The following is a 26,321-nucleotide window of genomic DNA, read 5'->3' as shown; positions in this document are numbered from 1 at the left end:
CATGCCCGCGCTCCGGAGTCGCCGAACCCTCGTCATCGCCGCCACGGCCGCGCTCCTCACGACCGTCGCGACCGGACCCGCCACCGCCGCCACGCCCACCCCGAAGACGCCGGTCGCCACCGGCTTCGGCGGCGCCGTGGCCAGCATCGACGCCGACGCCACCGCGATCGGCACCCAGGTCCTGCGCGACGGCGGGAACGCCGTCGACGCGGCCGTCGCCGTCGCCGCCGCGCTCGGGGTCACCGACCCGTTCTCCGCCGGGGTCGGCGGGGGCGGGTTCTTCGTCTACTACGACGCCAAGACCGGCCGCGTCCACACCTTGGACGGTCGCGAGACCGCGCCGAAGTCGGCCGACGCGAACCTTTTCGTCGAAAACGGCCAGCCGCTGCCGTTCAACGACGCCGTCACGAGCGGGCTGAGCGTCGGCGTCCCCGGCACGCCCGCGACGTGGTCCGAGGCCCTCCGCAAGTGGGGGACGCGCTCACTGGCGAAGACCCTGAAGCCCGCGGAGAACCTGGCGCGCAAGGGATTCGTCGTCGACCCCACGTTCCAGACGCAGATCGCGAACAACGCCGCGCGGTTCGCCGCGTTCCCGTCGACGCGATCGCTGTACCTGCCGAACGGCGCGCCGCCCGCGCCCGGCACCGTCTTCAAGAACCCGGATCTCGCCGCGACGTACGCGCAGCTGGAGCGCGGCGGCGTCGACGCGCTGTACCGGGGCCCGATCGGCGCGGACATCGCGAAGACCGTGCAGAATCCGCCGAAGGATCCCGCCTCGACGCTGAACGTGCGGCCCGGCAAGCTGACCGTGAAGGACATCGCCGACTACCGGGCGATCGAGCGCACGCCGACCCACGCCGAGTACCGCGGCCTGGACGTCTACGGCATGCCGGCGCCGTCCTCGGGCGGGCTCACCGTCGGCGAGGCGCTCAACATCCTCGAGAACTACGACCTCAAGCACGCGAGCAAGGCCGACTACCTGCAGTACTTCCTCGAGTCGACGCGGTTCGCCTTCGCCGACCGCAACCGCTGGATCGGCGACCCGGCCGTGATCGACGTCCCGGCCAGGGAGCTGCTGAGCCAGCGCTTCGCCGACTCGCGGGCCTGCCTGATCTCGAAGGACAAGGCCGCGACCAGCCCGGTCGCCCCGGCCGACCCGAGGCACCCGGCGCCGTGCGCCGCGGGCACGACGGCCGCGCCGACGCCGTACGAGGGGGAGAACACCACCCACCTCACGGTCGCCGACAAGTGGGGCAACGTCGTCGCCTACACGCTGACGATCGAGCAGGAGGGCGGCAGCGGGATCGTCGTGCCGGGCCGCGGGTTCCTGCTCAACAACGAGCTGACCGACTTCTCGTTCACCCCGGTGACGCCGGGCGTGCCCGACCCGAACCTGCCCGGCCCCGGCAAGCGGCCGCGCTCGTCGATGGCGCCGACGATCGTGCTCAAGGACGGCCGCCCGTTCTTCGCGACGGGTTCGCCGGGTGGGGCGTCGATCATCACGACGGTGCTGCAGGTGCTGACCGGCCGGATCGACCGTGGCCTCTCTCTGGAGGACGCCATCGCCGCGCCGCGCGCGTCGCAGCGCAACTCGGCGCAGGCCCAGGTCGAGCGGGAGTTCCTGAACCTGCCCGAGACGGCGGCGCTCAAGGCCCGCGGCCAGGGCTTCTCGACGGCGCCCGCGGAGATCGGCGCGGCCACCGGGGTCGAAAGGCTGCGCGACGGCCGCTGGCTGGCGGCGGCGGAACCGGTCCGCCGCGGCATCGGCTCGGCCCAGGTGGTGTGGCCCACGCACTGGTGACGCGGTCCGGCTCGCGGCGCGGCCCAGCCTCGACGCGGGCCGGCTCGCGAGCCGGGTCGGTCCCGACGCGGTCCGACCGGTGACGAAGTCCGGCCCCGCCGCGACTCAGCCCCGGCCCCAAAGCAGCCCCCGCCCTCACCGGGGGTCCGGCCCCGCTCCCAGTTTACCGGGGGTGGCCGACGGGAAGCCGGGAACGACCGCGACCGGGGACGGTTGTCCACATCACGGCCGGGCTGTGCACAACTTCGGCCCAAGGTGGGCACTGGCGCGCCCGGCCGAACGGGGCCTTCTAGACTCAGGCCCGATGTTCCAGCCACGTGAATCCTCCCTGCTCCCGCCGGTGGTGGGCCGATGAAGCTCGTCTTCGCCGGCACTCCCGAACCGGCGGTCCCCGCCCTGCGCGCTCTGCTCGACTCCGGCCGGCACGAGGTCGTCGCCGTCGTGACCCGGCCCGATGCCCAGGCCGGGCGCGGCCGCCACGTCGTCCGCTCGCCCGTCGGCGCCCTCGCCGACGAGCACGGCATCGAGGTGCTGACGCCCGCCCGCGCCGGCGACCCGGCCTTCCTCGCGCGCCTGTCCGAGCTCGCGCCGGACGCCTGCCCGGTCGTCGCCTACGGGGCGCTGCTGCCGCAGTCCGCGCTCGACATCCCGTCGCTCGGCTGGGTGAACCTGCACTTTTCGCTGCTGCCCGCCTGGCGCGGGGCCGCGCCGGTGCAGGCCGCGATCCGCGCCGGTGACGAGATCACCGGCGCCTCGACCTTCCGGATCGTCAAGGAGCTGGACGCGGGCCCGGTCTTCGGCGTGGTCACCGAGACCATCGCCGCGACCGACACCTCGGGCGAGCTGCTCGGCCGGCTGTCGGAGTCCGGGGCCAAGCTGCTGCTGTCCACCATGGACGGTCTCGCCGACGGCACCCTGCGCGCGCGGGAGCAGCCCGCCGAGGGCCTCAGCTACGCGCCGAAGGTGACGGTCGACGACGCCCGCGTGTCGTTCGCCGACCCGGCCGCGGCGGTCGACCGGCAGATCCGGTCGGTCACCCCGGACCCGGGCGCGTGGGCGGAGTTCCGCGGGGAACGGCTGAAGCTCGGCCCGGTCACGGTGCTCGACGAACCCGGCCCGCCGCCGGGCGAGCTCGTGCTGGAGCGCAAGCGGGTGCTGGTCGGGACGGCGACGAAGCCGTTGCGGCTCGGCGAAGTGCAGGCACCCGGCAAGAAACGGATGGCGGCCACCGACTGGGCTCGCGGAACACGGATCGAGCAGGGAGAACGCCTCCGATGAACGACAGCAGGGAACGCCGGCCGTCACGGCCGCAGCGGAGCCACCCGGCCCCGCGCAAGGAAAGCCCGCGCCGCCCGCCGGAGGTGGACGCCGCCCGCCAGGCCGCGTTCGACGTCCTGCGCGCCGTGCGCGAGAAGGACGCCTACGCCAACCTCGTCCTGCCGGACCTGCTGCGCGAGCGGCGGATCAGCGGCCGGGACGCGGCGCTGGCCACCGAGCTGGCGTACGGTACGTCGCGCGCGCAGGGCCTGCTCGACGCCGTCATCGAGGCCAACGCCGAGCGGCCGCTGGCCAAGACCGACCCCACGGTGCTGGACGCGCTGCGCCTCGGCGTCTACCAGCTGCTGCGCACGCGCATCCCGGAGCACGCCGCGGTGACGTCCACTGTGGACCTCGTGCGCGCCGAAGCCGGTTCGTGGGCCACGGGGTTCGCGAACGCCATCATGCGCAAGGTGTCCGAAAAGGACGAAGCCGCCTGGCTCGACGAGCTGGCGCCGGACGACTCGACCGACCCGATCGGCGCGTACGCGCTGCGCACCGCGCACCCGCGCTGGATCGCCCGCTCGTTCGCCGAGGCGCTGGGGGACAAGGGTGCCGGCCTCAAGGCCGCGCTCGAAGCCGACGACGCGCGGCCCGAAGTGCACCTGGTCGCCCGCCCGGGCGAGATCACCGCCGACGAGCTGGCCGCGATCACCGGCGGCGACCCGGCGCCCTACTCGCCCTACGGCGTGCGCCTGCCCGCGGGCGCCGGCGACCCGGCCGACGCCGAGCCGATCCGCGAACGGCTCGCCGCGGTGCAGGACGAGGGCAGCCAGCTCTGCGCGATCGCCGCGACGAAGGTGCCGGTCGAGGGCTCGGACGAGCGCTGGCTCGACCTCTGCGCCGGCCCCGGCGGCAAGGCGGTCATGCTCGGCTCCCTCGCGGCGTTGAGCGGCGCGAGGGTGGACGCCGTCGAGAAGGCGCCGCACCGCGCGAAGCTGGTCGAGAAGGCCACGATCGGCCTGCCGGTGAAGGTGCACGTCGCCGACGGCCGCGAAAGCGGCTTGGAGCCGGGCTACGACCGGATCCTCGTCGACGCGCCCTGCAGCGGCCTCGGCGCGCTGCGGCGGCGGCCGGAAGCACGCTGGCGGCGTCAGCCCTCCGACGTCGCGGATCTGACGAAGCTGCAGGGCGAGCTGATCACCGCGGCCTACGCCCTGCTGCGGCCCGGCGGCGCGCTCACCTACGTCGTCTGCTCGCCGCACCTGGCCGAGACCGAAGGCGTGGTGGGCGAGACGGCGCGGCGGCTGAAGGCCGAAGTGCTGGATTCGCGGGAGTTCTTCCCCGGCGTGCCGGAGCTCGGTGACGGGCCGTACGTGCAGCTGTGGCCGCACCGCCACGGCACCGACGCGATGTTCTGCGCCGTGTTGCGCAAACCGTGAGGGATCTCGGGCTGGTCGCCGGCTCGTGCGGCGGGCTGGACGTCCGGTTCGCCGCCGAGCTGGCCCGGCCCGCCGCCGCCCGCGGCTGGCGGACGGCGATCACCCTGACGCCGACGGCGATGCGCTGGCTCGAGTCGACCGGCGCCCTGGCGGACGTCGAGTCGGCGACGGACCTGCCGGTGCGCAGCGCGTCCCGGCTGCCGGGGGAGCCCCGGCCGCACCCGGACCCGTCGGTGTTCCTGTTCGCGCCCGCGTCGGCCAACTCGGTGGCGAAGCTGGCGCTCGGGATCGCGGACAACCAGGCGCTGACCGTGCTCGGTGACGTCCTCGGCGCGCCCGGGATCACGATCGTGGTGGCCTACCAGATCCAGGACACCCGGGTGCACCACCCGGCTTGGCAGCGTCACCTCGGCACTCTCGCGGAGGCCGGGGTGACGCTGCACCGCCTGGACGTCGGGCGGCCGTGGACCGAGGCACTGGACCTGCTGCCCTGAGCAGCCTGTTTCCCTGAACAGCCTGTTTCCTTGAACAGCTTGTGGGGCGCCGCCCCCGATTTCCACGCTACCGGGTGGCACCGACAGTTCCGGCTACCTCCGGGCCAGCGCGACCTCGAACGCCGCTTCCGTGTTCTGCTGCACGCCGTCGGGGACGGGGAGCTCGTTGACCGACACGGCGGCGGCCCGGCCGCCGTCGAGGGCGCCGGCCAAGGTGGCGAAGCCGAAGATGCCCCCATCGTGGCCCCAGTACGGCGTGCCGTCCGGCAGCGTGCGGCGGATCAGGCCGAGGCCGTAGTCGGCGCCGGGCTCGCTCGGTGCCGGGACCGTGCGCCGCATCTGCGCGAGCTGCGCGGCGGGCAGCAACCGGCCGGCCAGCAACGCGCTGAAGAACGTGTCCAGGTCCCGGCCGGTCGACACGAGCCCGCCCGCGGCGCCGGCGATCGACGGGTCGAAGTCGGTGAAGTCGGTCGGGGGACCGCCGAGCGTCAGGTACCCGCGCGGGTGCGGCGCCGGCAGGTGTTCGTCGCCGCGGCCGGGCAGCGACGTGTCGCGCAAGCCGAGCGGCCGGGCGATCCGGCGGTCGATCTCAGTGGCGAGGCTGTGTCCGGTCACCTTTTCGACGAGCATCCCGGCGACGATGTAGTCGGTGTTCGAATAGGACCAGCCGCGGCCGGGTGCGAACAGCGGCGGGTGCTGCAGCGCGATCGCGACCAGTTCGCCGGGCTCGGCACCGCGGTGGCGCAGGGACTCGGGGTCCGCCGTCAGCACGTCGTCGGTGTAGTTGTAGAGCCCGCTGGTGTGCTGCAACAGGTTCCGCACGGTGATCTGCCGGCCGTCGTTCCCGTTGCCGGCGACGAGGCCGGGCAGGTAGCGCTCGATCGGCTCGTCGAGCCGTACTTTCCCGTCGGCGACGAGCTGCAGCACCACCGTCGCGACGAACGTCTTCGTGACGCTGCCGACGCGGAACTTCGCGTCCCGTGGGTAGGGCTTCCCCGTGGTCAGGTCGCCGGTCCCGCTGCGCGTCTCGGTGACGCGCCCGTGGTCGGTGACGACGGCTTCGGCGCCGGGCGCGCCACCCTGGGCGGTGACGCGGTCGAGCGCCCGCTGCAGCGGATTCGTGGTGCCGGCGAGCGCCGGCGCCGCGGTGGTCGCCGCGAGGAGCGCGACGAGCGTGCCGCAGGCGACGATCTGCCTGCCGCGTAAGGACTTCCGCATGAAAAAACCCCTGGGGTCTCGGTGTTCCTGGACCTACCGGCCTGAGCAGAGCGCCGCGTCCGTCGCCGCGAGCAGGTGCGCCTCCGCGGCTTCCGGTGCCGGGTTCTGGTTGAGGACGACCGTCGCGCGCCGGCCGCCCGGGCCGACGCCGGCGAGGTTCGTGAAGCCGAGGACCCCGCCTTCGTGGCCCCAGAACTCCCCGCACGACAGCGGGATGCTGCCCAGCCCCAGGCCGTAGCGGGCGCCCGGGACGCCGAGGTCGGCCGGGACCGTGCGCCGCATCTCGGCCAGCTCGGCGGGACGCAGCAGCTTCCCGCCGAGGAGGGCGCCGTAGAACCGGTCGAGGTCGGCCGGGGTGGACACGAGCCCGCCCGCCGCCCCCGCGATCGTGGCGTCGTAGTCGCTGAAGTCGACCAGGTTTCCGTCGATCGGCACGTAACCGACGGCGTGCGGCGCGGGCAGCTTCTCGTCACCGCGGCGTGGGAGGTACGTGTCGCGCAGGCCCAGCGGGCGGGTGATCCGGTGGGCGATCTCATCGCCCAGCGCATGCCCGGTCACGCGTTCGGCGAGCATCCCCGCGACGATGTAGTTGGTGTTCGAGTACGACCAGCTCGTGCCGGGCGGGAACAACGCGGGGTGCTTCACCGCCATCGCCACCAGCCCGGCCGGGTCCGCGCCGCGGTGGCGCAGTGCCTCCGGATCGGACAGGTCCAGGTCGTCGGTGTAGTTGTACAGCCCGGTGGTGTGCTGCAGCAGCTGCCGCACGGTGATCCGCCGGTCCGGCAGCAGGCCCGGCAGGTACCGCTCGACCGGCGCGTCCAGCTTCACCCGGCCCTCGCCGGCGAGCTGGAGCACGACGGTCGCGACGAACGACTTCGTGACGCTGCCCACGTGGAAGGGACCGTTGCGCGGGAACGGTTTCCCGGTGGCGACGTCCCCGGTGCCGCTGCGCGTGACCCGCGTCCGGGAGCCGTCCTGGACGACGGCTTCGGCGCCCGGGACGCCGTCCTGGGCGGTCAGGGTGTCGAGTGCGCCCTGGAGCGGGCTCGTCACGGCGAGCGCCGGCGCCGCGGTGGTCGCCGCGAGGAGCGCGACGAGCGTGCCGCACGCGACGATTCGCTTGCCGCGCAAGGATTTCCGCATGAAAGAACCCCCTGTTTCTCGGTCTCCCCAACCTAGGGAACCGAGCACCAGGGGGCAGTGGGGCAGACCGCCGCATCGCTGCGGGGGCCAGCCCCACCTCCGGAGCCGAAAGCCGTGAATGGCCCCTTGAGGGACTTCAAGTCCCTCAAGGGGCCATTCCGGCTTTACGCGGGTCAGCGCAGGCGCAGGGCCCGCTTCAGCGTGCCGAACAGGTCGGTCTGGTTGGTCAGGCCGACGATGTTGGCCGCCTGCGGGCCGAGGCCCGCGATGCGCACCTGGGTGCCGGTGTGCGACTGCGAGCCGCCCGTCTCCGCGGTGCCGTAGGCCAGGGTCATGTTCGCGCCCTCGTTGGTGACGAGCGTCGCGGTCAGGCCCGGGGTGGCCGTCGGCTCGACGATCTGGCTGCTGTGGCCGTGGTCGGCGGTCACCAGCACCAGGGTGTCGGGGTGGCTGCGGGCGTACGCCGTGCCCGCCGCGATCGCCGCGTCGAAGTCGACCGTCTCGCCGATCTGGCCGCACGGGTCGGCCGCGTGGTCCTGCTTGTCGATGCTCGCGCCCTCGACCTGCAGGAAGAAGCCCTTGTCGCTGCGACGGTCCTCGAGCAGCTCGATCGCCTTGCGGGTCTGCTCGGCCAGCTTCGGCTGGGCCTTGGGCAGGGCCGCGTTCGGGGTGCAGCGGGCCGGTGCGGTGCCGCCGTGCACGGCCGCCGGGCCGGTCCAGTTCACCGGCAGGTTGTTCTTGGCGAACAGGCCGAGGACCGGCTTGCCCTTCTTCGCCGCCGCCAGGTCGGCCGCGGTGTTGACGACGTTGTAGCCGGCCGCCTTGGCCTGCTCCAGCACCGTCTTGCCCTTGAACTTCCCGGCCGTGACCTTCTGGTCGAAGTACGTCGCACCGCCGCCCAGCAGGACGTCGGGGCGGGTCTGCACCAGCTGCTCTGAGATCGAGCCGAGGCCGCCGTTCTCCTTGGCGTTCTTCGCGCACTTCGCGGTCGTCTCGACCGGGCCCTTGCAGTCGCGGCTGACGACGTGCGAGCCGAGCACGGCCGGGGTGGCGTCCTGGACCTCGGCGGTCGTGACGTCGCCCGTGCGCAGGCCGTTGCGCTTGGCGATCTCGAGGATCGTCGGCACGTCGTTGCCGTACGCGTCGACCGAGATCGCGCCGTTGTAGGACTTGGTGCCGGTGGCCCAGCCGGTGCCGGACGCGGCCGAGTCGGTCACGTAGTTCGGCTTACCGGGGTTGTTCTGCTCGACGGCGTAGGTCGTGTAGTCGCCGGTCAGGGGCAGCTCGTCCATCGCGAGCCGGCCCGCGGCGCCGCGCTCGTAGTTGCGGGCGGCGGTGATCTCCGACTGGCCCATGCCGTCACCGATGAACAGGATGACGTTGCGGGCGCTGCCGCCCTGGATCGCGGAGCGGACGTCGTTGGTGCGGTCACCGGTGCCGGCCGAGCGCGCGTCGGCGGGGCCGGAGCCGGTGGCGGCCAGGGCGACCGGGGCGGCGGCGACCAGTGCGGCGCCGAGCGCGCCCGCGACCAGCCACCGGCGGCGGCCGGTGAGCAGCGAAGCCATGTTTCTCCTCTTCGGGGACTTCGGGAAGTAAAGGTCCGGATTCCGGACACGGGTTATTAGTCCGGTTGCACGTGTGCCGTGCGCGGACGCGAGGTGAGCGTCAGGTGGCGGCTGGCCGAACACCTGGCTTCCCGTGGGTGACCGGGAGCACGTCGGTTATTGACCGGCGAGGTGTCCCGGCCGGACGACGCCCGCTTCGTAGGCGATGACCACGGCCTGGCTGCGGTTGCCCGCGCCGAGCTTCCCGAAGATGTTGCCCACGTGAGTCTTGACGGTCTCGAGGCTGATCACGAGCGCGGCGGCGATGTCCTGGTTGGACAGTCCGGTGGCGATCAGCCGCAGCACCTCGGCCTCACGCCGGGTCAGCTTCTTCGCCGCCCGCGCGTGCGCCCCGCCCGGCGGCCGCGCGCTCACCAGCCGCCGGATCGCCTCGGGGAACAGCAGCGACTCCCCGGCGGCGACGGTCCGCACGGCGTGCGCGATCTCCTCCTTGCGCGCCCGCTTCAGCAGGAACCCGCTGGCCCCGGCCAGCAGCGCCTCGTGCACGTAGTCGTCGTTGTCGAACGTCGTGACGACGAGGACTTTCGGCGGGTCGGCGAGCGCCCCGAGGAGCTGCCGGGTGGCCTCGATGCCGTCGGTGCCGGGCATCCGGACGTCCATCAGCACGACGTCCGGCCTGGTCCGGCGCACCGCGGGCAGCACCTCGGCGCCGTCCGCCGCCTCGCCGACGACCGTCAGGCCCTGCTGCTCCAGCAGGGCCCGCAGGCCGGCGCGGACCAGGGGTTCGTCGTCGGCCAGCAGGACGGTCGGGCTCACGTGCCCGCCCGCAGCGGGATGGTCGCGCTCAGCCGCCACCGTTCGCCGTCCGGTCCGGCGGCCAGCTCGCCGCGCAGGGCCTCGACGCGCTCCGCGAGCCCCTCCAGCCCGTGACGTCCCGAGCGTGCGCGTTCCCCGTCCAGGGGGTTGACGACCGCGATCTCCAAGCGGTCCGGCCCGGCTTCGACACGGACGTCCACCCGGCCCGGGCCGGCGTGCCGCAGCGCGTTGGTCAGGCCCTCCTGGACGATCCGGTAGCCCTCGCGCGACACCGTGGCGGGCAGCGCGGCGACCGGGCCGCGAACGGTCAGCCGGACGTCGAGCCCGGCGTCGCGGGCGCGGACGGCGAGGACGTCCACCTCGGTCAACGTGCGCGTCGGCTCCTTCGCGGCCGGCTCCTCGCGTAGCAGGCCGAGGACGTGGTCGAGGTCTTCGAGGGCGCTGCGCGAAGCCTCTTCGATCGTGCCGAGGGCGCGCCGCACCTGGGCCGGGTCCGCCTCGACCAGGTCGGCGGCGGCCGCCGCGTGCAGCGTCGACGTCGTCAGCGTGTGCCCGATCGAGTCGTGCAGCTCGCGGGCCAGCCGGTTGCGCTGGGCGAGCATGGCGGCGCGGCGTTCGGCGAGCGCCGCGCGCTCGGCCGCGGACGGCCCCAGCAGCGCGACCGCGCCGACGCGGAGGCCGAGGGTGGCGGCCGCGGTCAGCACCAGCGCCGCGACGACCGCCACCAGCCCGAACGGGAGCGTCCACGCCCCGAGCGGGACGTCCGACCAGAACAGCGAGATCCGGTCCTGGCCACCCGCCAGCCACGCCGCGGGCACGAGCATCCCGAGCCCCAGGAAGGCCAGCACGGTGACCAGGATGCCGCTGGCGGCGGTGTGCAGCGCGAGCCACAGGCCCGAGCGTAGCCGCGCCCCGGCACCCGGGTGCCGCTCGGGCGCCGGGACGCCGGTGCCGAGCAGGGTGTTCGCCAGGCCGACGCCGAGGCGCCGCACCGGTCCCAGCAGGCCCAGCAGCCCCATCAGCACGGCCAGGGCGAGCAGGGCGATGAGCGCCCGGAGCCGGGAGTCGACGTCGACCGACACCGCCACGGCGAGGGCGAAGGGGGCCACCGGCACCGCGATGGCGGCGCCCGCGGCGGCGTGGAGCAGGCTGCGGTAGCTGCCGATCCGCGTCAGGGACAGGAGGAATCCGGACATGCGGCGAGCGTAGGGCGGCCGGCGGCGGGGTGACCTCCCTCTCGGGAGCCAGATTCTGGTCACAACCGGTTAGCGACCGTTAGCGCGAGCCTCCTACACTCGGGATGTGGCAGACCGACCCCTGATCGCCCCCAGCATCCTCTCCGCGGACTTCGCCCGGCTCGGCGAGGAGATCGCCGCCGTGGCCGGCCCCGGCGACCACCGCGCCGACTGGGTGCACGTCGACGTCATGGACGCGCACTTCGTGCCCAACCTGACCCTGGGCCTGCCCGTGGTCAAGGCGCTGCTGAAGAGCACGGACGTGCCGATCGACTGCCACCTGATGATCGACGACCCGGACCGCTGGGCGATCGGGTACGCCGAGGCCGGCGCCTACAACGTCACGGTGCACGCCGAGGCCGCGAAGGACCCGGTCGCGCTGGCGAAGAACCTGCGCGCCGCGGGCGCGAAGGCCGGCCTGTCGATCAAGCCGGGCACCGCGCTCGAGCCGTGGCTCGACGCGCTCAAGCACTACGACACGCTGCTGGTGATGTCGGTCGAGCCGGGCTTCGGCGGGCAGTCGTTCATCGCGGACGTCCTGGAGAAGGTCCGCACCGCGCGGCGGCTGGTCGACACCGGGCACCTGAAGCTGGTCGTCGAGATCGACGGCGGGATCAACGCCGAGACCATCGAGCAGGCCGCCGAAGCGGGCGTCGACTGCTTCGTCGCCGGGTCCGCCGTCTACGGCGCCGGCGACCCCGGGAAGGCGGTCGCCGCCCTGCGCGAGCAGGCCGCGCGCTTCCGAGCGGGCTGAATCCCCGCCCGAGGCGCGGGCGGAGAAGCCCTGAGAGCGCCTCGGGTGTTGGATGGAGAGGGACCCGGCTACGAGGAGGCAGCGGACGTGTTCACCGGCATAGTCGAGGAGATCGGCGAGGTCGTCGCGGTCGAGCAGGTGACGAACGCGGCGCGCCTGCGGGTCCGCGGGCCGCTGGTGACGAGCGACGCCGGGCACGGCGACTCGATCGCGGTCAGCGGCGTCTGCCTGACGGTGGTCGACGTCGCCGGCGGCGAGTTCACCGTCGACGTCGTCAACGAGACGCTCCAGCGCTCCAGCCTGGCGAAGGTCGCGGTCGGCGACCGCGTCAACCTGGAACGCGCCACCCCGGCCGGCGGCCGGCTCGGCGGGCACATCATGCAGGGCCACGTCGACGGGACGGGCGTGTTCCTCTCGCGCGACGAGAACGGCGTCACGACGTTCGCGCTGCCGGAGCACCTGGCGCGTTACGTGGTCGAGAAGGGCTCGATCGCGGTGGACGGCATTTCGCTGACCGTCGCCGCGATCACCGGCGACCGGTTCGCGGTGGCGCTGATCCCGACCACCCTGGAGGTGACCACGCTCGGCGGCCGCGAGGCCGGCGACCTGGTCAACCTGGAGGTCGACGTGGTCGCGAAGTACGTCGAAAAGCTGGCCGAGGCACACATCCGCGACCAGGTGCAGAATCGGGACGGCGGCGGCACAGAGGAGCGGAGCGGTCATGAGTGAGCCTGAGTCGAGTGCGGCAGAGCCCGAAGCGGGCTGGACCCCGTGCGGCACCGGGGCGGTGTTCGACGCCGACGCCATCGAGCGGGCGATCGCGGACGTCGCGGCGGGCCGTGCGGTCGTCGTGGTCGACGACGAAGACCGCGAGAACGAGGGTGACCTCATCTTCGCGGCGGAAAAGGCGACGCCGGAGCTGCTGGCCTTCATGGTCCGCTACACCTCCGGCTACGTCTGCGTCGCGCTGACCGAGGCCGAGGCGGACCGGCTGGACCTGCCGCCGATGTACCACACGAACCAGGACGCGCGCGGCACCGCGTACAGCGTCACGGTCGACGCCGCCGACGGCATCAGCACCGGCATCTCCGCCGCCGACCGCGCGCACACCATCCGGCTGCTCGCCGACCCGGCGTCGTCCGCGAAAGACTTCCGCCGACCCGGCCACGTCGTCCCGCTGCGCGCGAAGGAGGGCGGCGTGCTCCGCCGTCCCGGGCACACCGAGGCGTCGGTCGACCTGGCCCGGATGGCCGGGCTGAACGCGGCCGGCGTCCTCTGCGAGATCGTGTCGCAGAAGGACGAGGGCGACATGGCCCGCCGCGACGAGCTGGAGGTCTTCGCGGCCGACCACGGCCTGGCGATCATCACCATCGCCGACCTGATCGCCTACCGCCGTCGCACCGAGAAGCAGGTCGAGCGGGTCGCCGAGGCGCGCATCCCGCTGGCCGCGGGCACGTTCCGCGCGGTTGGCTACGACTCGCTGCTCGACGGCATCGAGCACGTCGCGTTCGTCTACGGCGAGATCGGCGACGGCCAGGACATCCTCGTGCGCGTCCACTCCGAGTGCCTCACCGGCGACGTCTTCGGCTCGCTGCGCTGCGACTGCGGCCCGCAGCTCGACGCGGCGCTCGCCGCCGTCGCCGCCGAAGGGCGCGGTGTGGTGCTCTACATCCGCGGCCACGAGGGCCGCGGCATCGGCCTGCTGCACAAGCTGCAGGCCTACCAGCTGCAGGACGACGGCGCCGACACCGTCGACGCCAACCTCGCGCTGGGTGTGCCCGCCGACGCCCGCGACTACGGCACCGGCGCGCAGATCCTCTGCGACCTCGGCGTCCGCACGATGCGGCTGCTGTCGAACAACCCGGCCAAGCGGATCGGCCTCGAGGGCTACGGCCTGCGCGTCACCGGGCGGGTACCGCTGCCGATCTCGCCGAACCCGGAGAACCTGCGCTACCTGCGGACCAAGCGCGACCGGATGGGGCACGACCTGGCCCAGCTGGAGCACTACGAGCAGGTCGGCGCCGGCACCGAGCACCCCGAGGGAGGCACGCTGTGAGCGGCGAAGGCCGACCGGAGGTCAAGCTGGACCTCTCCGACTGCAAGTCGCTGAAGCTGGGCATCGTCACCACCAAGTGGAACGCGCCCATCGCCGACCTGCTGCTGGAGCGGGCCCTGGTCGCGGCCCGCGAGGCCGAACTCGAAGAAGAGCCGACGGTCGTCCGCGTCGCGGGCGCGATCGAGCTGCCCGTCGTCGCGCAGGCCCTGGCCCGCAACCACGACGCGGTCGTCGCGCTCGGCGTCGTCATCCGCGGTGGCACCCCGCACTTCGAGTACGTGTGCGACGCGGTGACGGCGGGCCTGACCCGGGTGGCCCTCGACGAGAGCACCCCGGTCGGCAACGGCGTCCTGACCTGTGACACCGAGGAGCAGGCCCTGGACCGTTCGGGCCGCCCCGGCTCGAAGGAGGACAAGGGCTACGAGGCCGCGGTCGCGGCGCTCGACACGGCGCACGCGCTGCGGAGCCTGCGCCAGCCGTGGACCGAGCGGGGTTTCGTGTGAGCGTGGCTACTTCACCTTCGTCGGCGACCCTGGTCATCCGGCCGCGCCGCGCGCTGATCATGTGCAGCGTGCTGGCGGTGGCGCTGCTGGCGGTGTTCATCGTGGTGGCGATCCTGCTGCGCAACGGCGACACCGGAGTGCACTTCCAGCGTTCGGACCAAGCGGCGATGGTGGGCATCGGCATCCTGCTCGCGGCGGGCGTGATGCTGTTCGCGATCGCCAGGGTCCGGGCCGACGCCGAGGGCATCGAAGTCCGCAACGTGCTGATGACGCGGCGTTTCGCGTGGAGCGAGGTGCTGTCGGTGAGCTTTCCGGACGGCGCGTCGTGGGCGCGGCTGGAGCTGCCGGAGGACGAGTACCACGCGGTGATGGCGGTCCAGTCGGTGGACCGCGCCCGAGCCGTGGAAGCGGTCCGGGCGCTGCGAAAACTGCACCGCACGGCCACCGGCGGCTAACGACCGGAGAGCCGGCGGGCCAGCTCCTGGGCGCGCTGTTCGGTGAACTTGCCGGTGATGATCTGGGTGTTGCCGTCGAGGATCGCGACTTGGATGTTCGGCGCCCAGATGACCTGGCTGTTCACGACGATCGCGACCTGCTGGTCGGTGTTCTTGGTCGTGAAGTCGGCCCAGATCTTCGTGCCCTCGGACTTGAAGCCGTTTGTCGGTCTGCCCGCACGTGACCAGCGGCAAGGTCCGGTCGTCGTGTCCGGCCAGCGGATCGGCGCGGCCTGGAGTGCGGTCGATCGCCCGCGCGGCCGCCGTCTGCTCCGCCACATCGGTGCTTTGCCGCGCAGCCTGCGAAGGAGGCGGGCCGGTTCCGCCGCTGGCGACCCGCGAAGCGTCGGCCACGACTTCGCGGACTCCAGCGATGCCGGGCCGCGAGGGCCCGTGGCGGACGACGACGTCCCTGGTGCGGGCGCCGCCCGACTGCCGACGACGGCATCACATCCGGCCGACATCATCACCAGGGCCACTGCCGAGAGCACCAGTGCGAAGCGCATGAGCCCCGAGTCGGCAGGACGGACCCCGGTTGTTACGCGGGCGTCAGAGACTCAGGTCCACCACGATCGGCGCGTGGTCCGACGGGCCCTTGCCCTTCCGCATGTTCCGGTCCACGTACGAGTCCGTGACCGCGTCCGTGAAGGGCGTGTTCCCGTACACCAGGTCGATGCGCATGCCCTTGTTGTTCGGGAAGTTGCCCGCGCGGTAGTCCCAGTAGGTGAACGGGTGGTCGTACTTCAGCGGCCTCGGGAAGACGTCCGTCAGGCCCAGCTTCCGCAGCCGTGCCAGGGCCTCGCGCTCCGGGGGCGTCACGTGCGTCGACTCCGTGAACACCGCGATGTCCCAGACGTCCGCGTCCGTCGGGGCCACGTTGAAGTCGCCCAGGATCGCGAACGGCTCGGCCGAAAGCTCCGCGGCCGCCATGGAGCGCAGGGTCTCCAGCCACTCCAGCTTGTACGCGTAGTGCGGGTTGTCCGGCTCGCGCCCGTTGGGCACGTACACCGACCACACCCGCACGCCACCACACGTCGCGCCGATCGCACGCGCCTCGGCGGCGCCCTCGAAGGAAGGCTCGTCCGGCAGCCCGCGCACCACGTCGGACAACCCGACCCGCGAGACGATCCCGACGCCGTTCCAGCGACCGAGCCCGTACGCGGCCACCTCGTAGCCGAGCGCCTCGACCTCGGCGGCCGGGAACTTCTCCGTCGTGTTCTTCAGCTCCTGCAGGCACAGCACGTCCGGCGCGGACTGTTCGAGGAACTCCAGGACCCGGGGCAGGCGGGGGATGATGGAGTTCACGTTCCAGGTGGCGATCCGCATGCCGCGAGCATCCCACACGGCACCGACAGGAAGGGGCGGCGCGAGTGCGCCGCCCCTTTCGAGAAGGAACCTCAGACCCCGGCCGTCGTCCGGATCCAGGACCGGCTGGACGCCACGCTCGCGTAGTTGTTCGTGCCGCGTGTGTTGGTCCCGCTCTGGTTCTGCACCGTCGAGGCGACGCCGACCTGGACGCCGTTCGAGACCTCGGGGCCGCCCGAGTCGCCCTTCCAGGCCGAGCCGTTGATGCCGACGCTCTGGATCGCGCGGCCGCCGTAGGCGTCCGACGACCGGCCGGTCACCTGGACGTTCGCCACCTTCAGCGCCGACGCCGGCGGGCCGGTCGGCGTGGTGCGGCCCCAGCCGTAGAGCTGGTTGGTGCTGCCGGTCGACGGGTCCGCGCTGCCCAGCGTGATCGGGCCGGCGCTGGTCGCCGAGGCCAGGTGCAGCAGCGCGATGTCGCCGTTCGGGGACTCGTACTCGCCGTCGACGGCGATCTGCGTGCCGGCGAAGAGCGTGTTGGTGCCGACCTTGACGTGCATGCCCGAGCCGTCTTCGTCGAGGCAGTGCACCGCGGTCATCACCCAGCGCGAGGCGATGACCGTGCCGGAGCAGTTGAAGCCCTGGAAGTCACGTCCGGGCGTGTTGACGTACACCTGGGCGCCCCAGGAGACCGTCGGGGCGGTGCCGCCGCCGACGATGTTCGGCTGGACGCCGGCCGAAGCGGCGGCGCCACCGGCGAGGGTCAGCGCGACGGCGGCCGCCGAAGCGGCACCTAGGACACGGAGAGAGCTCACGGTGGTGATCCTTTCGGATGGGACCCGAACCTGCTGGGTCGGAAAGTAACCACCGCGTCACGCAGGGGGACACCGACGAAGGTCGGAAGACGGCGATCACCCTACTTCCGGCGGGCGAGGCGGGGGGCCGCGAGAACTGTCGGTGCCGCGCCATAGTCTTGGGGGCGTGGCTGACCCGACCACCTACCGTCCCTCGCCGGGGAGCATCCCGGATGCCCCTGGCGTGTACAAGTTCCGCGACGCGACCAGGCGGGTCATCTACGTCGGCAAGGCGAAAAGCCTGCGCAGCAGACTGAACTCCTACTTCGCCGACCTCTCGGGCCTGCACCCCCGCACCCGGCAGATGGTCACCACCGCCGCGAGCGTCGAGTGGACCGTCGTCACCACCGAGGTCGAGGCGCTCCAGCTCGAGTACAACTGGATCAAGGAGTTCGACCCGCGGTTCAACGTCCGCTACCGCGACGACAAGAGCTACCCGGTCCTCGCGGTGACGCTCAACGAGGAGTTCCCGCGCCTGTTCGTCTACCGCGGCGCGCGCAAGAAGGGCGTCCGGTACTTCGGGCCGTACTCGCACGCGTGGGCCATCCGCGAGACGCTCGACCTGCTGCTGCGGGTGTTCCCGGCGCGCACCTGCTCGGCCGGGGTGTTTCGCCGTCACGGCCAGATCGGCCGCCCCTGCCTGCTCGGCTACATCGAGAAGTGCTCGGCGCCGTGCGTCGGGCGGGTCTCGGCCGACGAGCACCGCGACATCGTCGAGGACTTCTGCGACTTCCTCGCCGGCAAGACCGACGGCATGATCAAGCGCCTCGAAGCCGAGATGGCGGCCGCGTCCGGGGAGCTCGAGTTCGAGCGCGCGGCCCGGCTGCGCGACGACCTCGGCGCGCTGCGCCGCGCCATGGAGAAGCAGGCCGTGGTGTTCGGCGACGGCACGGACGCCGATGTCGTGGCGTTCGCCCACGACGACCTCGAGGCCGCCGTCCAGGTCTTCCACGTGCGCGGCGGCCGGGTCCGCGGCCAGCGCGGCTGGGTCATCGACAAGGCCGAGGAGATGGACGTCCCGGCGCTGGTCGACCACTTCATCACGCAGTTCTACGGCGAGCAGGCCGAGCTCGAGGCCGGCGACAACGTCGACGCCGGGCCGGCCGTCCCGCGCGAGGTCCTGGTCCCGGAGCTGCCCGCGGACGCGGACGCGCTGGCGGAGTGGCTGACCGGGCTGCGCGGCTCGCGGGTGCAGGTGCGGGTGCCGCAGCGCGGCGACAAGAAGGCCCTCGCCGAGACCGTGCAGCGCAACGCGGGGGAGGCGTTCACCCAGCACAAGCTGCGGCGCGCGGGCGACCTCACGGCGCGCTCCGCGGCGCTCACCGAGCTGCAGGACTTCCTGGCCCTCGACACCGCGCCGCTGCGCATCGAGTGCATCGACATCAGCCACATCCAGGGCAGTGACGTCGTGGCGTCGCTCGTCGTCTTCGAAGACGGGCTGGCGCGCAAGTCCGAGTACCGGCGCTTCGCGCTGCGCGAGGCGGCCGAAGAGGGCGACGTCGCGTCGATCGCCGAGGTCGTCCGGCGGCGGTTCAACCGCTACCTCAAGGAAACGGCCGAGGGCGCCGACGTCCCGATCGACTCGTCGAAACCGGGCCTCGACCCGGAGACCGGCCGGCCGCGCAAGTTCGCCTACCCGCCGAACCTGCTGGTCGTCGACGGCGCGGGCCCGCAGGCCACGGCGGCCGCGGACGTCCTGGCCGAACTGGGCATCACCGACATTTCCGTGGTGGGGCTGGCGAAGCGGCTCGAAGAGGTGTGGCTGCCCGCCGACCCCGATCCGGTGATCCTGCCGCGGACGTCGGAGGGGCTGTTCCTGCTGCAGCGGCTCCGTGACGAGGCGCATCGCTTCGCCATCACCTACCACCGCGAGAAGCGCTCCAAGCGGCTGCAGGCGTCCGAATTGGACAGTGTGCCCGGGCTGGGGCAGGCTCGCCGCACCGCGCTGATCAAGCACTTCGGCTCGGTCAAGAAGCTCAAGCAGGCCCGGATCGAAGAGATCGAGGCGGTGCCCGGCTTCGGCAGGCGCACCGCGGAGGCCGTGGTCGCCGCGCTGGCCGGGGAGTCCGGCGTGGGCCAGGGCACGAAGACAGGGGAGTAGGAAAGACAGTGAGTGCGCAAGAAGATGTCCGCGGCTCCGGCATGGAGGTCGCGGTCGTGTCCGGGCTGTCGGGGGCGGGCCGCAGCACCGCGGCCAAGTGCCTGGAGGACCTGGGCTGGTTCGTCGTGGACAACCTGCCCCCGGAGCTGATCGCCACGATGGTCGAGCTGGGCGCACAGGCGCGCGGCGCGATCACCAAGGTGGCCGTGGTGATGGACGTGCGCTCGCGCGCGTTCACCGACGACCTCGCCTCGGTGATCAAGGACCTGGACGCGCGGGGGTACAAGCCGCGCGTGCTGTTCCTGGAGGCGACCGACGCCGTGCTGGTGCGGCGCTTCGAGGCCGTCCGGCGCGGCCACCCGATGCAGGGTGACGGCCGGCTCGCCGACGGCATCACGGCGGAGCGCGTGCTGCTGGAGCCGCTGCGCGAAGAGGCCGACCTGGTGCTCGACACGTCGTCGCTGTCGGTGCACGACCTGCGCGCCAAGATCGAGGACGCGTTCGGCTCCGAGGCGAGCACGCAGACCCGCGTCACCGTGCTGTCGTTCGGGTACAAGTACGGCCTGCCGATGGACGCGGACCTGGTGATGGACGTCCGGTTCCTGCCGAACCCGTTCTGGATCCCGGAGCTGCGCGAACACACGGGCCTCGACGGCGAGGTCCGCAACTACGTGCTCTCGCAGGAAGGCGCCGAGGAGTTCCTCGACCGCTACCACCAGCTGCTGCGGCTCATCGGCGCCGGCTACAAGCGCGAGGGCAAGCGGTACCTGACCCTCGCCGTCGGCTGCACCGGCGGCAAGCACCGCAGTGTGGCGCTGTCGGTCGAGCTCGCCCAGCGTCTGTCCAAAGAGGACGGAATGGCCGTGAAGGTGGTGCACCGCGACCTTGGTCGTGAATAACGTGCGGGCGGTCGCCCTCGGGGGCGGCCACGGACTGCACGCCACGTTGTCCGCGGTGCGGCGGGTGACCCCCGACGTCACCGCGATCGTCACCGTGGCCGACGACGGCGGCTCGTCCGGCCGGCTGCGGCGCGAGCTCGGGCTGCTGCCGCCGGGCGACCTCCGGCAGGCGTTCGCCGCCTTCGCCGCGGAAGACGGCGGCACGCTCTGGGCCGAGGTGTTCCAGCACCGCTTCGGCGGCGACGGCGCGCTGGCCGGGCACGCGGTGGGGAACCTGCTGCTGGCCGGGTTGTTCGAGGTGCTCGGCGACCCGGTGGCGGCGCTCGACGAGGCGTGCCGCCTGATCGGCGTCTCCGGGCGGGTGCTGCCGATGTCGCCGGAGCCGCTGGAGATCGTGGGGGAGGTCAGCGGCCTCGACAGCGAGGACCCGGCGGCGCTGCGCACGATCCGCGGCCAGGTCGCGGTGGCCTCGACGCCGGGGCAGGTGCAGCGCGTGAGCCTGCACACGCCGGGCCGGTCGGGGCGGCCGCCGCAGGCGTGCGCCGAAGCGGTGGACGCGGTGCTGGCGGCCGACGTCGTGTTCCTCGGTCCCGGCTCCTGGTTCACGAGCGTGCTGCCGCACCTGCTCGTGCCGGGCCTGCACGACGCGCTCGTCAAGACCACCGCGACGAAGGTGCTCGTGCTCAACCTTGTCCCCCAGCCGGGGGAAACCGCGGGGTTCTCCCCGGAGCGGCACCTGGACGTCCTGTCCGAGCACGCGCCCGATCTGCGGGTGGACGCGGTGATCGCGGACCGCGATTCGGTCCCCGACCCGGCGAATCTCCGGCGCGCGGCCGAGCGGCTCGGCGGCCGGGCGCACCTGGGGGCGGTGGCCGACCCGGAAGTGGCGGGACGGCATGATCCTGATGCGCTCGCGAGGTGTATGCGGGAGGCTCTCGGTCTCGGCAGGGGCGGGGAGCACGGGGGAGGAGCACAAGGCAGGGAGGGGCAGTAATGGCGATGACCGCCGCGGTGAAGGACGAACTGAGCCGGCTGGAGATCACGAAGATCGGGCCGCGCCGGGCGGAGGTCGCGTCGCTGCTTCGCTTCGCCGGCGGGCTGCACATCGTGGCCGGCCGGGTGGTCGTCGAAGCGGAGCTGGACACGGGCTCGGTCGCGCGACGGCTGCGCAAGGAGATCCACGAGCTCTACGGCCACCATTCGGACGTCCACGTCATCACCGCCAGCGGCGGGCTGCGCAAGGGCACCCGGTACGTGGTGCGCGTGGTCAAGGACGGCGAGGGGCTGGCCCGGCAGACCGGGCTGATCGACCAGCGCGGCCGGCCGGTGCGCGGGCTGCCCGCGGCCGTGGTGTCCGGTGGCGTGGCGGACGCCGAAGCGGCGTGGCGTGGCGCGTTCCTCGCGCACGGTTCCCTGACGGAGCCGGGCCGTTCGTCGTCACTGGAAGTGACGTGCCCCGGCCCGGAGGCGGCGCTGGCTTTGGTGGGTGCCGCGCGCCGGATGGGCATCCAGGCGAAGTCGCGCGAGGTCCGCGGCGCCGACCGCGTCGTGGTCCGCGACGGTGACGCGATCGGCGCGCTGCTGACGCGCCTCGGCGCGCACACGAGCGTGCTGCAGTGGGAGGAACGCCGCATGCGCCGCGAGGTGCGCGCGACGGCGAACCGGCTGGCCAACTTCGACGACGCGAACCTCCGCCGGTCGGCCCGCGCGGCCGTCGCGGCGGCGGCCCGGGTCGAGCGCGCCCTGGAGATCCTCGGCGACACGGCCCCGGACCACCTGCTGGCCGCGGGCAAGCTCCGGCTGTCCAACCGGCAGGCGTCCCTGGAGGAGCTGGGCCAGCTGTCGGACCCGCAGATGACGAAGGACGCGGTCGCCGGCCGCATCCGCCGCCTGCTGGCGATGGCGGACAAGCGCGCGAAGGACCTGAGCATCCCGGACACCGAGTCCGCGGTCACCCCGGAGATGCTCGAGGAAGAGGAAGACGCCTGACCCGGCCCCGCCGTGCTGGTCAGGCCGTTTTCCGTCCGTGCGGTTAACGGGATCGGTGCCGCGGCGCCGAACTCGTAACACCGCGGTAGCACGGGGGAGTGGTCGCCGAAACGCGCCGCGTCGAACCTCGGTCGGGAGGGAGTACGCCGAACGAGGGAAGGGGAACGCATGCGCACGAGCCGGAACAGCAATGACCGCGCGCAGCTGCAGGTGTCGCCGGAGGTCGGCACCTGGCTCGCCCGGCGCAGCAGCAGGGCCGACGACTGGACGGCGGACCAGCTGGTCGAGGCCAAACGCGGCACGACCGTCTCGGTGGTCATCCCCGCGCGCAACGAGGAAGCGACGGTCGGCGCGATCGTCACCGCCATCCGCGAGGAACTCCACGAACACCACCGGCTCGTCGACGAGATCCTGGTCGTCGACAGCCACTCGACCGACGCCACCGCCGAGGTGGCCGCGGCGGCGGGCGCACGCGTCGTCGCGCAGGACGCCGTGTTTCCGGCCCTCGACGGGCTGCAGGGCAAGGGCGAGGCCCTGTGGAAGGGCGTCGCGGCGACGACCGGCGACCTCGTGGTCTTCGTCGACGGCGATCTCTACGACTTCACCACCGACTACGTCACGGGCCTGTTGGGCCCGCTGCTCACCGACCCGTCGGTCGCCTACGTCAAGGGCTTCTACCACCGCCCGCTCAACGGCGCGGCGGGCAGCGAGCCGGAAGGCGGCGGCCGGGTCACCGAGCTCGTCGCGCGGCCGCTGATCAACATGTTCTGGCCCGAGCTGTCCGGCTTCGTGCAGCCCCTCGCGGGCGAGTACGCGGGCCGGCGCGAGGTGCTGGAGAGCATCCCGTTCGTCGTGAACTACGGCGTCGAGATCGGCCACCTGATCGACCTGCTCGAACTGCGCGGGCTCGACTCGCTGGCCCAGGTCGACCTCGGCCACCGGGTGCACCGCCACCAGAGCACCCAGGCGCTGGGCCGCATGTCGGGCCAGATCATGCAGACGCTGTTCGACCGCCTGGAGCGCTACGGCAGGCTGGTGACGGCCATCCCGCCGGCCACGATGCTCGCCCAGTTCCAGCGAGGCGCATCCTCCGGCGGTGTCGAGCGGGAGCTGGTGCTGACGGACCTGACGTCCCCGCAGCGCCCGCCGCTGGCGAGCCTGCCGGTGACGCTGCGCCCGGAGAACGAGCTGGACCTGCAGGACACCGCTTAGTCACTCGGCGGTCGCGAGCGCGCGGGTTTCGACGGGCTGCCAACCGGGCGGTCCGAACACGAAACCCGCGCGCTCGCGCCACGTCCGGGCGCCGCGTAGGTCGCGCAGGATCGAGCCGTACTCGTGGAAGCCGACCTTCAGCAGGTTGTACGTGGTGATGTTCTTCGTCAGCCCGTACGTCGGGCGCTTGCCCTCCGGGACGTAACTGCGGAACAGCCGGTCCCACACGATGAAGATCCCGCCGTAGTTGGCGTCGAGGTACTCGGCGTCGCTGCCGTGGTGGACGCGGTGGTGTGACGGTGTGTTGAAGACGTACTCGAACCAGCGCGGCAGCTTGCCGATCTTCTCGGTGTGCACGAAGAACTGGTAGACGAGGTCGATCGACAGGCCGGTCAGGATCATCCACGGCGGGATGCCGCATAACGCCAGTACCGACCAGAACGGCAGCTGGAAGTAGGGCGTCCACTTCTGGCGCAGCGCCGTCGAGAAGTTGTAGTGCTCGCTCGAGTGGTGCACCTGGTGCCCGGCCCACAGCAGCCGGACGCGGTGGCTCGCCCGGTGGTAGGCGTAGAACACCAGCTCCTGGCCGAGCAGCATGAGCACCCACGTCCACCAGTCGCGCGGGTCGAACTTCACCGGCGCCAGCTCGAACAGCGCCGCGAAGACGACCAGCATCACCAGCCGGAACAGCGCGTTGACGCCGACCGAGACGGTGCCCATCAGCATGCTCGTGCGGGTGTCGGCGGGGCTGTAGCCGAGCACGTTGTCGTCGTGGCCGAGCACGTGCACGGCGACGATCTCGATCGTCACGAACAGCAGGAACACCGGGATCGCGAACAGCACGGGGTCGCGCAGGTGCGCCAGGAACTCGGCCACGTCGCCTCCTAAGATCCAGCCTTGGAATATGACCTGACGGTAACTTACCCTCGGGTCACTTTACGCACGGTAGGGTCTCGGACGTGACGGAGTCAAGACCGGTCGGGACCAAGGGGATGCCCCGCGAGGAGCGCGAGGCGCAGCTCGTCGTCGCCGGTACCGAGGAGTTCGGCCGGGCCGGGTACGCGGGCGCGTCGATGGTCGAGATCGCGCGCCGGGTCGGCGTCACGAAACCGTTGCTGTACCAGTACTTCGGCTCGAAAGACGGCCTGTACCTCGCCTGCCTGCACCGCGCGGGCGACCGGCTGACCGAGGGCGTCGCGACGACCATGGCGGCCGGCGGCGAGCCCGACCGGATGCCGCTGAAGGTGCTCTCGGCGATCTTCGCGACGTTCGACCACGACCGCTACGCGTGGCGCCTCCTGCGCGACGCGACGGTGCCGGCCAGCGGCGACATCGCCACGGCGGCCGCCGACTACCGGCACCGCCTGGACGCCTTCGCCCTCCTCGGCGCGACGCAGCTGATGACGTCGCGCGGGCTGGCCGACCCGGTCGACATCGAGGCCGTCGCCCAGGTCTGGACCGGCGTGGTCGACTCGCTGATCAGCTGGTGGATCGACCGCCCGGACGAGGACGCGACCGCGATGACCGACCGCTGCGCGAGGATCATGGATCGCCTGTTCGGCTGGTGACGTCAGCCGCCGAGCCCGGGGAACGCGGTGCGTGCGGCGGCGAACAGGGCCGTGTGATCACCTCCGTGAGTCACCAAGGCTGCCGACAGGACCTGACCCAGCGCCTCCAGCGGATCCTCCTTCACCGCGGCGAACAGCGCCGGGAACGCCATCGCCTGCTGCAGCGCGTTGTCGTGCCGCCCGTCCGGCGTGCGGACCAGCGTGTGCGGGACCTCGGGATCCGAGAGCAGGCGATCCCACGCGGCCGTCCAGTCGTCGAACGGCGGGGGCAGCGGCCGTCCTTCGTCCAGTGCGCGCAAGCCCGTCGCGATCCAGCCGACCCGGTCCAACCCGGCCAGTTCGTAGGCGTGGTGGGCCAGCCAGTGGGTGAGCGCGCGTTGTGTCCCCGGCGCGGCGCCGGTCGCGTCCGCGATGAACCCGCGGTCCTGTTTGGCCAGTTCACGCAGCGTGTACGGCAGGTTCAGAATGCGTTCGGACGGCAGTGAACCACCCCACTCCCGCAGCAGCCGCTCGTGCTCGGCCGCCGCGCGAGCCGCCGCCGCCAGTCGCTCGCGCTCTTCCCGGCGGAGGGCCTGGGCCGCGGCGTACTCCTCGGGAGCCGGCTGCTCCCGCGCGAACCCGTGCCAGTACGCGGCGATCGCGCTGCCTTGCCGGACAACGATGTCAGGCGCCGGTGGTGCGGGCCAGAACTGGAGCAGATAGCGGTCCAGCGCGGGTTCGCCGTCGAGCCGGGTGTCGCGGTCGCGGCCCGCGTCCATCCTGGACCCGCTGTAGCGCACGCGGTAGTCGCCCGGTGACAGTTCGAGGTCCCACGCGTTCTCGCCGCCCCAGGTGACGAGCCGGGTCACGCCGCCGGCGTGGAACGACGCCTCGACGACGTCTTCCCAGCCCGCGTCGGGTGGCTCGGTCTCGTGGACTTCGGCGGTGAACCCGACGTTTCCGGTGTGCAGGCCGGTGATCAGGAACAATGTGCCCGGGAAGGCGGCGCCGCACAACCCGTTGCGCTGCCCGGCGAAACACGCCGTCAGGTCGCCTTCGAACGGATCACCTCCCTCGCTGTGCACGTAGATCTGTCCATAGTGGACATGGGCCTCGCCGTCGACCACGGTGCGCATGAGGCCACCTTTGCAGAAGGGACCGACAGTTTTCGCCGTCGCGACGTAGCGAAACGGGGGTCCCGCGCGACTCAAAGGGATAGGTGTCCCGTCGAGAGGTGTCGAATGTCCGACTTGCCCGAAACCATCCCCGTCGCGGATCGGCGGCTGGCCCGGCGGTTCACGGATGACCTGCTCGACGGCTGCCGGGTCCTCGCCACCGACTACGGCTATCGGCCGCTCCAGTTCGAACGAATGGTCCGCGAGCACGGCGGCGTCGAGGCCGCGCGCCGGCTGCTGCGCGGGGCCGGGACCGCCGGCGGGTTCGCCTTGCTCTGGGAGAAGAACCAGCTCGCCCGCAGCTCCGAGGCGACGATGCTCCGGCCGGAGTACGAAGCGCTGTTCACCGCCGACGAACGCCTGCTCGCCCGGCGCCGGCTGGAGGAACACGGCTTCGACGTGGACGCCCACCTCGTGCGGGTCACTGCCGAGCCGGTGTGAAGCGCGGCTGAGGTGACCGG

General features: G+C 72.5%; 26 protein-coding genes. 16 read left to right on the top strand and 10 right to left on the bottom strand.

What is annotated here, in order from left to right:
- Position 1: 1 nt before the first annotated feature.
- The 4 genes from ggt (at position 2) to ACLJQZ_RS05345 (ending at position 4,994) form a co-directional block, all read left to right on the top strand.
- Entirely contained in the window at positions 2-1,801 is a 1,800-nt protein-coding gene (gene ggt, locus ACLJQZ_RS05360; protein ID WP_410618929.1) for a gamma-glutamyltransferase, read from the top strand.
- Positions 1,802-2,152: 351 nt separating this feature from the next.
- Positions 2,153-3,079: a methionyl-tRNA formyltransferase gene (gene fmt, locus ACLJQZ_RS05355; protein WP_410618928.1), complete on the top strand. Its 927-nt coding sequence runs from the start codon at positions 2,153-2,155 to the stop codon at positions 3,077-3,079.
- Positions 3,076-4,500 (top strand): RsmB/NOP family class I SAM-dependent RNA methyltransferase, encoded by a 1,425-nt coding sequence (locus tag ACLJQZ_RS05350; RefSeq protein WP_410618927.1) that lies wholly within the window; start codon positions 3,076-3,078, stop codon positions 4,498-4,500. Before fmt ends, ACLJQZ_RS05350 begins: the two co-directional genes overlap by 4 nt.
- Complete coding sequence (locus ACLJQZ_RS05345) at positions 4,497-4,994, top strand: flavoprotein (RefSeq protein WP_326947832.1); 498 nt, start codon at positions 4,497-4,499, stop codon at positions 4,992-4,994. Before ACLJQZ_RS05350 ends, ACLJQZ_RS05345 begins: the two co-directional genes overlap by 4 nt.
- Before the next feature lie 93 nt (positions 4,995-5,087).
- Here the strand turns inward: ACLJQZ_RS05345 and ACLJQZ_RS05340 are convergent, their stop codons facing one another.
- The 5 genes from ACLJQZ_RS05340 to ACLJQZ_RS05320 form a co-directional block, all read right to left on the bottom strand.
- A complete protein-coding gene (locus ACLJQZ_RS05340; protein WP_410618926.1) occupies positions 5,088-6,212 on the bottom strand; it encodes a serine hydrolase domain-containing protein in 1,125 nt (374 codons plus the stop codon).
- A 33-nt stretch (positions 6,213-6,245) separates the two neighbouring features.
- Positions 6,246-7,355 (bottom strand): serine hydrolase domain-containing protein, encoded by a 1,110-nt coding sequence (locus ACLJQZ_RS05335; RefSeq protein ID WP_410618925.1) that lies wholly within the window; start codon positions 7,353-7,355, stop codon positions 6,246-6,248.
- A 173-nt stretch (positions 7,356-7,528) separates the two neighbouring features.
- Positions 7,529-8,920 carry an alkaline phosphatase gene (phoA, locus tag ACLJQZ_RS05330; RefSeq protein ID WP_410618924.1) on the bottom strand — a complete coding sequence of 464 codons (1,392 nt, stop codon included), beginning with the start codon at positions 8,918-8,920 and terminating at the stop codon, positions 7,529-7,531.
- 156 nt (positions 8,921-9,076) lie between these two features.
- Positions 9,077-9,736 carry a response regulator gene (locus ACLJQZ_RS05325; RefSeq protein WP_410618923.1) on the bottom strand — a complete coding sequence of 220 codons (660 nt, stop codon included), beginning with the start codon at positions 9,734-9,736 and terminating at the stop codon, positions 9,077-9,079.
- Positions 9,733-10,932, bottom strand: a complete 1,200-nt coding sequence (locus ACLJQZ_RS05320) for a sensor histidine kinase (protein WP_410618922.1) — start codon at positions 10,930-10,932, stop codon at positions 9,733-9,735. The genes ACLJQZ_RS05325 and ACLJQZ_RS05320 overlap by 4 nt, the downstream gene beginning before the upstream one ends.
- Positions 10,933-11,053: 121 nt before the next feature.
- Between ACLJQZ_RS05320 and rpe the strand changes: the two genes are divergently transcribed.
- From rpe to ACLJQZ_RS05295, 5 genes are all read left to right on the top strand, one after another.
- Positions 11,054-11,725 (top strand): ribulose-phosphate 3-epimerase, encoded by a 672-nt coding sequence (rpe, locus tag ACLJQZ_RS05315; RefSeq protein ID WP_247064151.1) that lies wholly within the window; start codon positions 11,054-11,056, stop codon positions 11,723-11,725.
- 87 nt (positions 11,726-11,812) lie between these two features.
- Positions 11,813-12,454, top strand: coding sequence for a riboflavin synthase (locus tag ACLJQZ_RS05310; protein ID WP_410618920.1), 642 nt, complete (start codon positions 11,813-11,815; stop codon positions 12,452-12,454).
- On the top strand, positions 12,447-13,781 hold the full coding sequence (locus tag ACLJQZ_RS05305) for a bifunctional 3,4-dihydroxy-2-butanone-4-phosphate synthase/GTP cyclohydrolase II (RefSeq protein WP_410618918.1): 1,335 nt from the start codon (positions 12,447-12,449) through the stop codon (positions 13,779-13,781). The genes ACLJQZ_RS05310 and ACLJQZ_RS05305 overlap by 8 nt, the downstream gene beginning before the upstream one ends.
- Positions 13,778-14,284, top strand: a complete 507-nt coding sequence (gene ribH / locus ACLJQZ_RS05300; protein ID WP_410618917.1) for a 6,7-dimethyl-8-ribityllumazine synthase — start codon at positions 13,778-13,780, stop codon at positions 14,282-14,284. Before ACLJQZ_RS05305 ends, ribH begins: the two co-directional genes overlap by 4 nt.
- A gap of 59 nt (positions 14,285-14,343) precedes the next feature.
- Positions 14,344-14,739 (top strand): PH domain-containing protein, encoded by a 396-nt coding sequence (locus tag ACLJQZ_RS05295; RefSeq protein WP_410619065.1) that lies wholly within the window; start codon positions 14,344-14,346, stop codon positions 14,737-14,739.
- Here the strand turns inward: ACLJQZ_RS05295 and ACLJQZ_RS05290 are convergent.
- The 3 genes from ACLJQZ_RS05290 to ACLJQZ_RS05280 all read right to left on the bottom strand — a co-directional run bounded on the left by ACLJQZ_RS05290 (position 14,736) and on the right by ACLJQZ_RS05280 (position 16,898).
- Positions 14,736-15,059, bottom strand: coding sequence for a SecDF P1 head subdomain-containing protein (locus ACLJQZ_RS05290; RefSeq protein ID WP_410618916.1), 324 nt, complete (start codon positions 15,057-15,059; stop codon positions 14,736-14,738). The genes ACLJQZ_RS05295 and ACLJQZ_RS05290 overlap by 4 nt on opposite strands.
- 268 nt (positions 15,060-15,327) lie before the next feature.
- A complete protein-coding gene (locus ACLJQZ_RS05285; protein ID WP_410618915.1) occupies positions 15,328-16,104 on the bottom strand; it encodes an exodeoxyribonuclease III in 777 nt (258 codons plus the stop codon).
- Between the two features lie 71 nt (positions 16,105-16,175).
- Positions 16,176-16,898 carry a S1 family peptidase gene (locus tag ACLJQZ_RS05280; RefSeq protein WP_410618914.1) on the bottom strand — a complete coding sequence of 241 codons (723 nt, stop codon included), beginning with the start codon at positions 16,896-16,898 and terminating at the stop codon, positions 16,176-16,178.
- A gap of 166 nt (positions 16,899-17,064) precedes the next feature.
- On the opposite strand from ACLJQZ_RS05280, the gene uvrC reads away from it, so the two are divergent.
- The 5 genes from uvrC to ACLJQZ_RS05255 all read left to right on the top strand — a co-directional run bounded on the left by uvrC (position 17,065) and on the right by ACLJQZ_RS05255 (position 23,138).
- Positions 17,065-19,038 (top strand): excinuclease ABC subunit UvrC, encoded by a 1,974-nt coding sequence (gene uvrC / locus ACLJQZ_RS05275; protein WP_247049165.1) that lies wholly within the window; start codon positions 17,065-17,067, stop codon positions 19,036-19,038.
- A gap of 41 nt (positions 19,039-19,079) precedes the next feature.
- Complete coding sequence (gene rapZ / locus ACLJQZ_RS05270) at positions 19,080-19,937, top strand: RNase adapter RapZ (RefSeq protein ID WP_247064155.1); 858 nt, start codon at positions 19,080-19,082, stop codon at positions 19,935-19,937.
- A 1-nt stretch (position 19,938) separates the two neighbouring features.
- Positions 19,939-20,931 (top strand): uridine diphosphate-N-acetylglucosamine-binding protein YvcK, encoded by a 993-nt coding sequence (locus ACLJQZ_RS05265; RefSeq protein ID WP_247049166.1) that lies wholly within the window; start codon positions 19,939-19,941, stop codon positions 20,929-20,931.
- Complete coding sequence (gene whiA / locus ACLJQZ_RS05260; protein ID WP_247049167.1) at positions 20,931-21,926, top strand: DNA-binding protein WhiA; 996 nt, start codon at positions 20,931-20,933, stop codon at positions 21,924-21,926. The genes ACLJQZ_RS05265 and whiA overlap by 1 nt, the downstream gene beginning before the upstream one ends.
- A gap of 168 nt (positions 21,927-22,094) precedes the next feature.
- Positions 22,095-23,138 (top strand): glucosyl-3-phosphoglycerate synthase, encoded by a 1,044-nt coding sequence (locus ACLJQZ_RS05255; RefSeq protein WP_410618913.1) that lies wholly within the window; start codon positions 22,095-22,097, stop codon positions 23,136-23,138.
- Here ACLJQZ_RS05255 and ACLJQZ_RS05250 read toward each other — a convergent pair whose 3' ends face one another.
- Complete coding sequence (locus tag ACLJQZ_RS05250; RefSeq protein ID WP_410618912.1) at positions 23,139-24,014, bottom strand: sterol desaturase family protein; 876 nt, start codon at positions 24,012-24,014, stop codon at positions 23,139-23,141.
- An 83-nt stretch (positions 24,015-24,097) separates the two neighbouring features.
- Here ACLJQZ_RS05250 and ACLJQZ_RS05245 point away from each other — a divergent pair, with 83 nt between their 5' ends.
- Positions 24,098-24,706 (top strand): TetR/AcrR family transcriptional regulator, encoded by a 609-nt coding sequence (locus tag ACLJQZ_RS05245; protein ID WP_410618911.1) that lies wholly within the window; start codon positions 24,098-24,100, stop codon positions 24,704-24,706.
- A 2-nt stretch (positions 24,707-24,708) separates the two neighbouring features.
- Here the strand turns inward: ACLJQZ_RS05245 and ACLJQZ_RS05240 are convergent, their stop codons facing one another.
- Complete coding sequence (locus ACLJQZ_RS05240) at positions 24,709-25,821, bottom strand: hypothetical protein (protein WP_410618910.1); 1,113 nt, start codon at positions 25,819-25,821, stop codon at positions 24,709-24,711.
- Between the two features lie 105 nt (positions 25,822-25,926).
- Between ACLJQZ_RS05240 and ACLJQZ_RS05235 the strand changes: the two genes are divergently transcribed.
- Complete coding sequence (locus ACLJQZ_RS05235; RefSeq protein WP_410618909.1) at positions 25,927-26,301, top strand: hypothetical protein; 375 nt, start codon at positions 25,927-25,929, stop codon at positions 26,299-26,301.
- Positions 26,302-26,321 lie beyond the last annotated feature (20 nt).

Origin of the sequence: Amycolatopsis sp. cmx-8-4, from assembly GCF_046548675.1 — a bacterium.
Classification (GTDB): domain Bacteria; phylum Actinomycetota; class Actinomycetes; order Mycobacteriales; family Pseudonocardiaceae; genus Amycolatopsis.
The sequence above is the reverse complement of the archived record's forward strand: the minus strand, read 5'-3'. Positions and strand labels throughout refer to the sequence as shown.

Bases quoted from the DNA above. Each gene is read 5' to 3' on its own strand.
- ACLJQZ_RS05340 (WP_410618926.1), bottom strand. From the start codon at position 6,212: ATGCGGAAGTCCTTACGCGGCAGGCAGATCGTCGCCTGCGGCACGCTC.
- rapZ (WP_247064155.1), top strand. From the start codon at position 19,080: ATGGAGGTCGCGGTCGTGTCCGGGCTGTCGGGGGCGGGCCGCAGCACC.
- ACLJQZ_RS05240 (WP_410618910.1), bottom strand. From the start codon at position 25,821: ATGCGCACCGTGGTCGACGGCGAGGCCCATGTCCACTATGGACAGATC.
- whiA (WP_247049167.1), top strand. From the start codon at position 20,931: ATGGCGATGACCGCCGCGGTGAAGGACGAACTGAGCCGGCTGGAGATC.
- ACLJQZ_RS05290 (WP_410618916.1), bottom strand. From the start codon at position 15,059: ATGTGGCGGAGCAGACGGCGGCCGCGCGGGCGATCGACCGCACTCCAG.
- ACLJQZ_RS05285 (WP_410618915.1), bottom strand. From the start codon at position 16,104: ATGCGGATCGCCACCTGGAACGTGAACTCCATCATCCCCCGCCTGCCC.
- ACLJQZ_RS05320 (WP_410618922.1), bottom strand. From the start codon at position 10,932: ATGTCCGGATTCCTCCTGTCCCTGACGCGGATCGGCAGCTACCGCAGC.
- ACLJQZ_RS05235 (WP_410618909.1), top strand. From the start codon at position 25,927: ATGTCCGACTTGCCCGAAACCATCCCCGTCGCGGATCGGCGGCTGGCC.
- ACLJQZ_RS05335 (WP_410618925.1), bottom strand. From the start codon at position 7,355: ATGCGGAAATCCTTGCGCGGCAAGCGAATCGTCGCGTGCGGCACGCTC.
- phoA (WP_410618924.1), bottom strand. From the start codon at position 8,920: ATGGCTTCGCTGCTCACCGGCCGCCGCCGGTGGCTGGTCGCGGGCGCG.
- ACLJQZ_RS05255 (WP_410618913.1), top strand. From the start codon at position 22,095: ATGCGCACGAGCCGGAACAGCAATGACCGCGCGCAGCTGCAGGTGTCG.
- fmt (WP_410618928.1), top strand. From the start codon at position 2,153: ATGAAGCTCGTCTTCGCCGGCACTCCCGAACCGGCGGTCCCCGCCCTG.
- ACLJQZ_RS05295 (WP_410619065.1), top strand. From the start codon at position 14,344: ATGTGCAGCGTGCTGGCGGTGGCGCTGCTGGCGGTGTTCATCGTGGTG.
- ACLJQZ_RS05350 (WP_410618927.1), top strand. From the start codon at position 3,076: ATGAACGACAGCAGGGAACGCCGGCCGTCACGGCCGCAGCGGAGCCAC.
- ggt (WP_410618929.1), top strand. From the start codon at position 2: ATGCCCGCGCTCCGGAGTCGCCGAACCCTCGTCATCGCCGCCACGGCC.
- ACLJQZ_RS05305 (WP_410618918.1), top strand. From the start codon at position 12,447: ATGAGTGAGCCTGAGTCGAGTGCGGCAGAGCCCGAAGCGGGCTGGACC.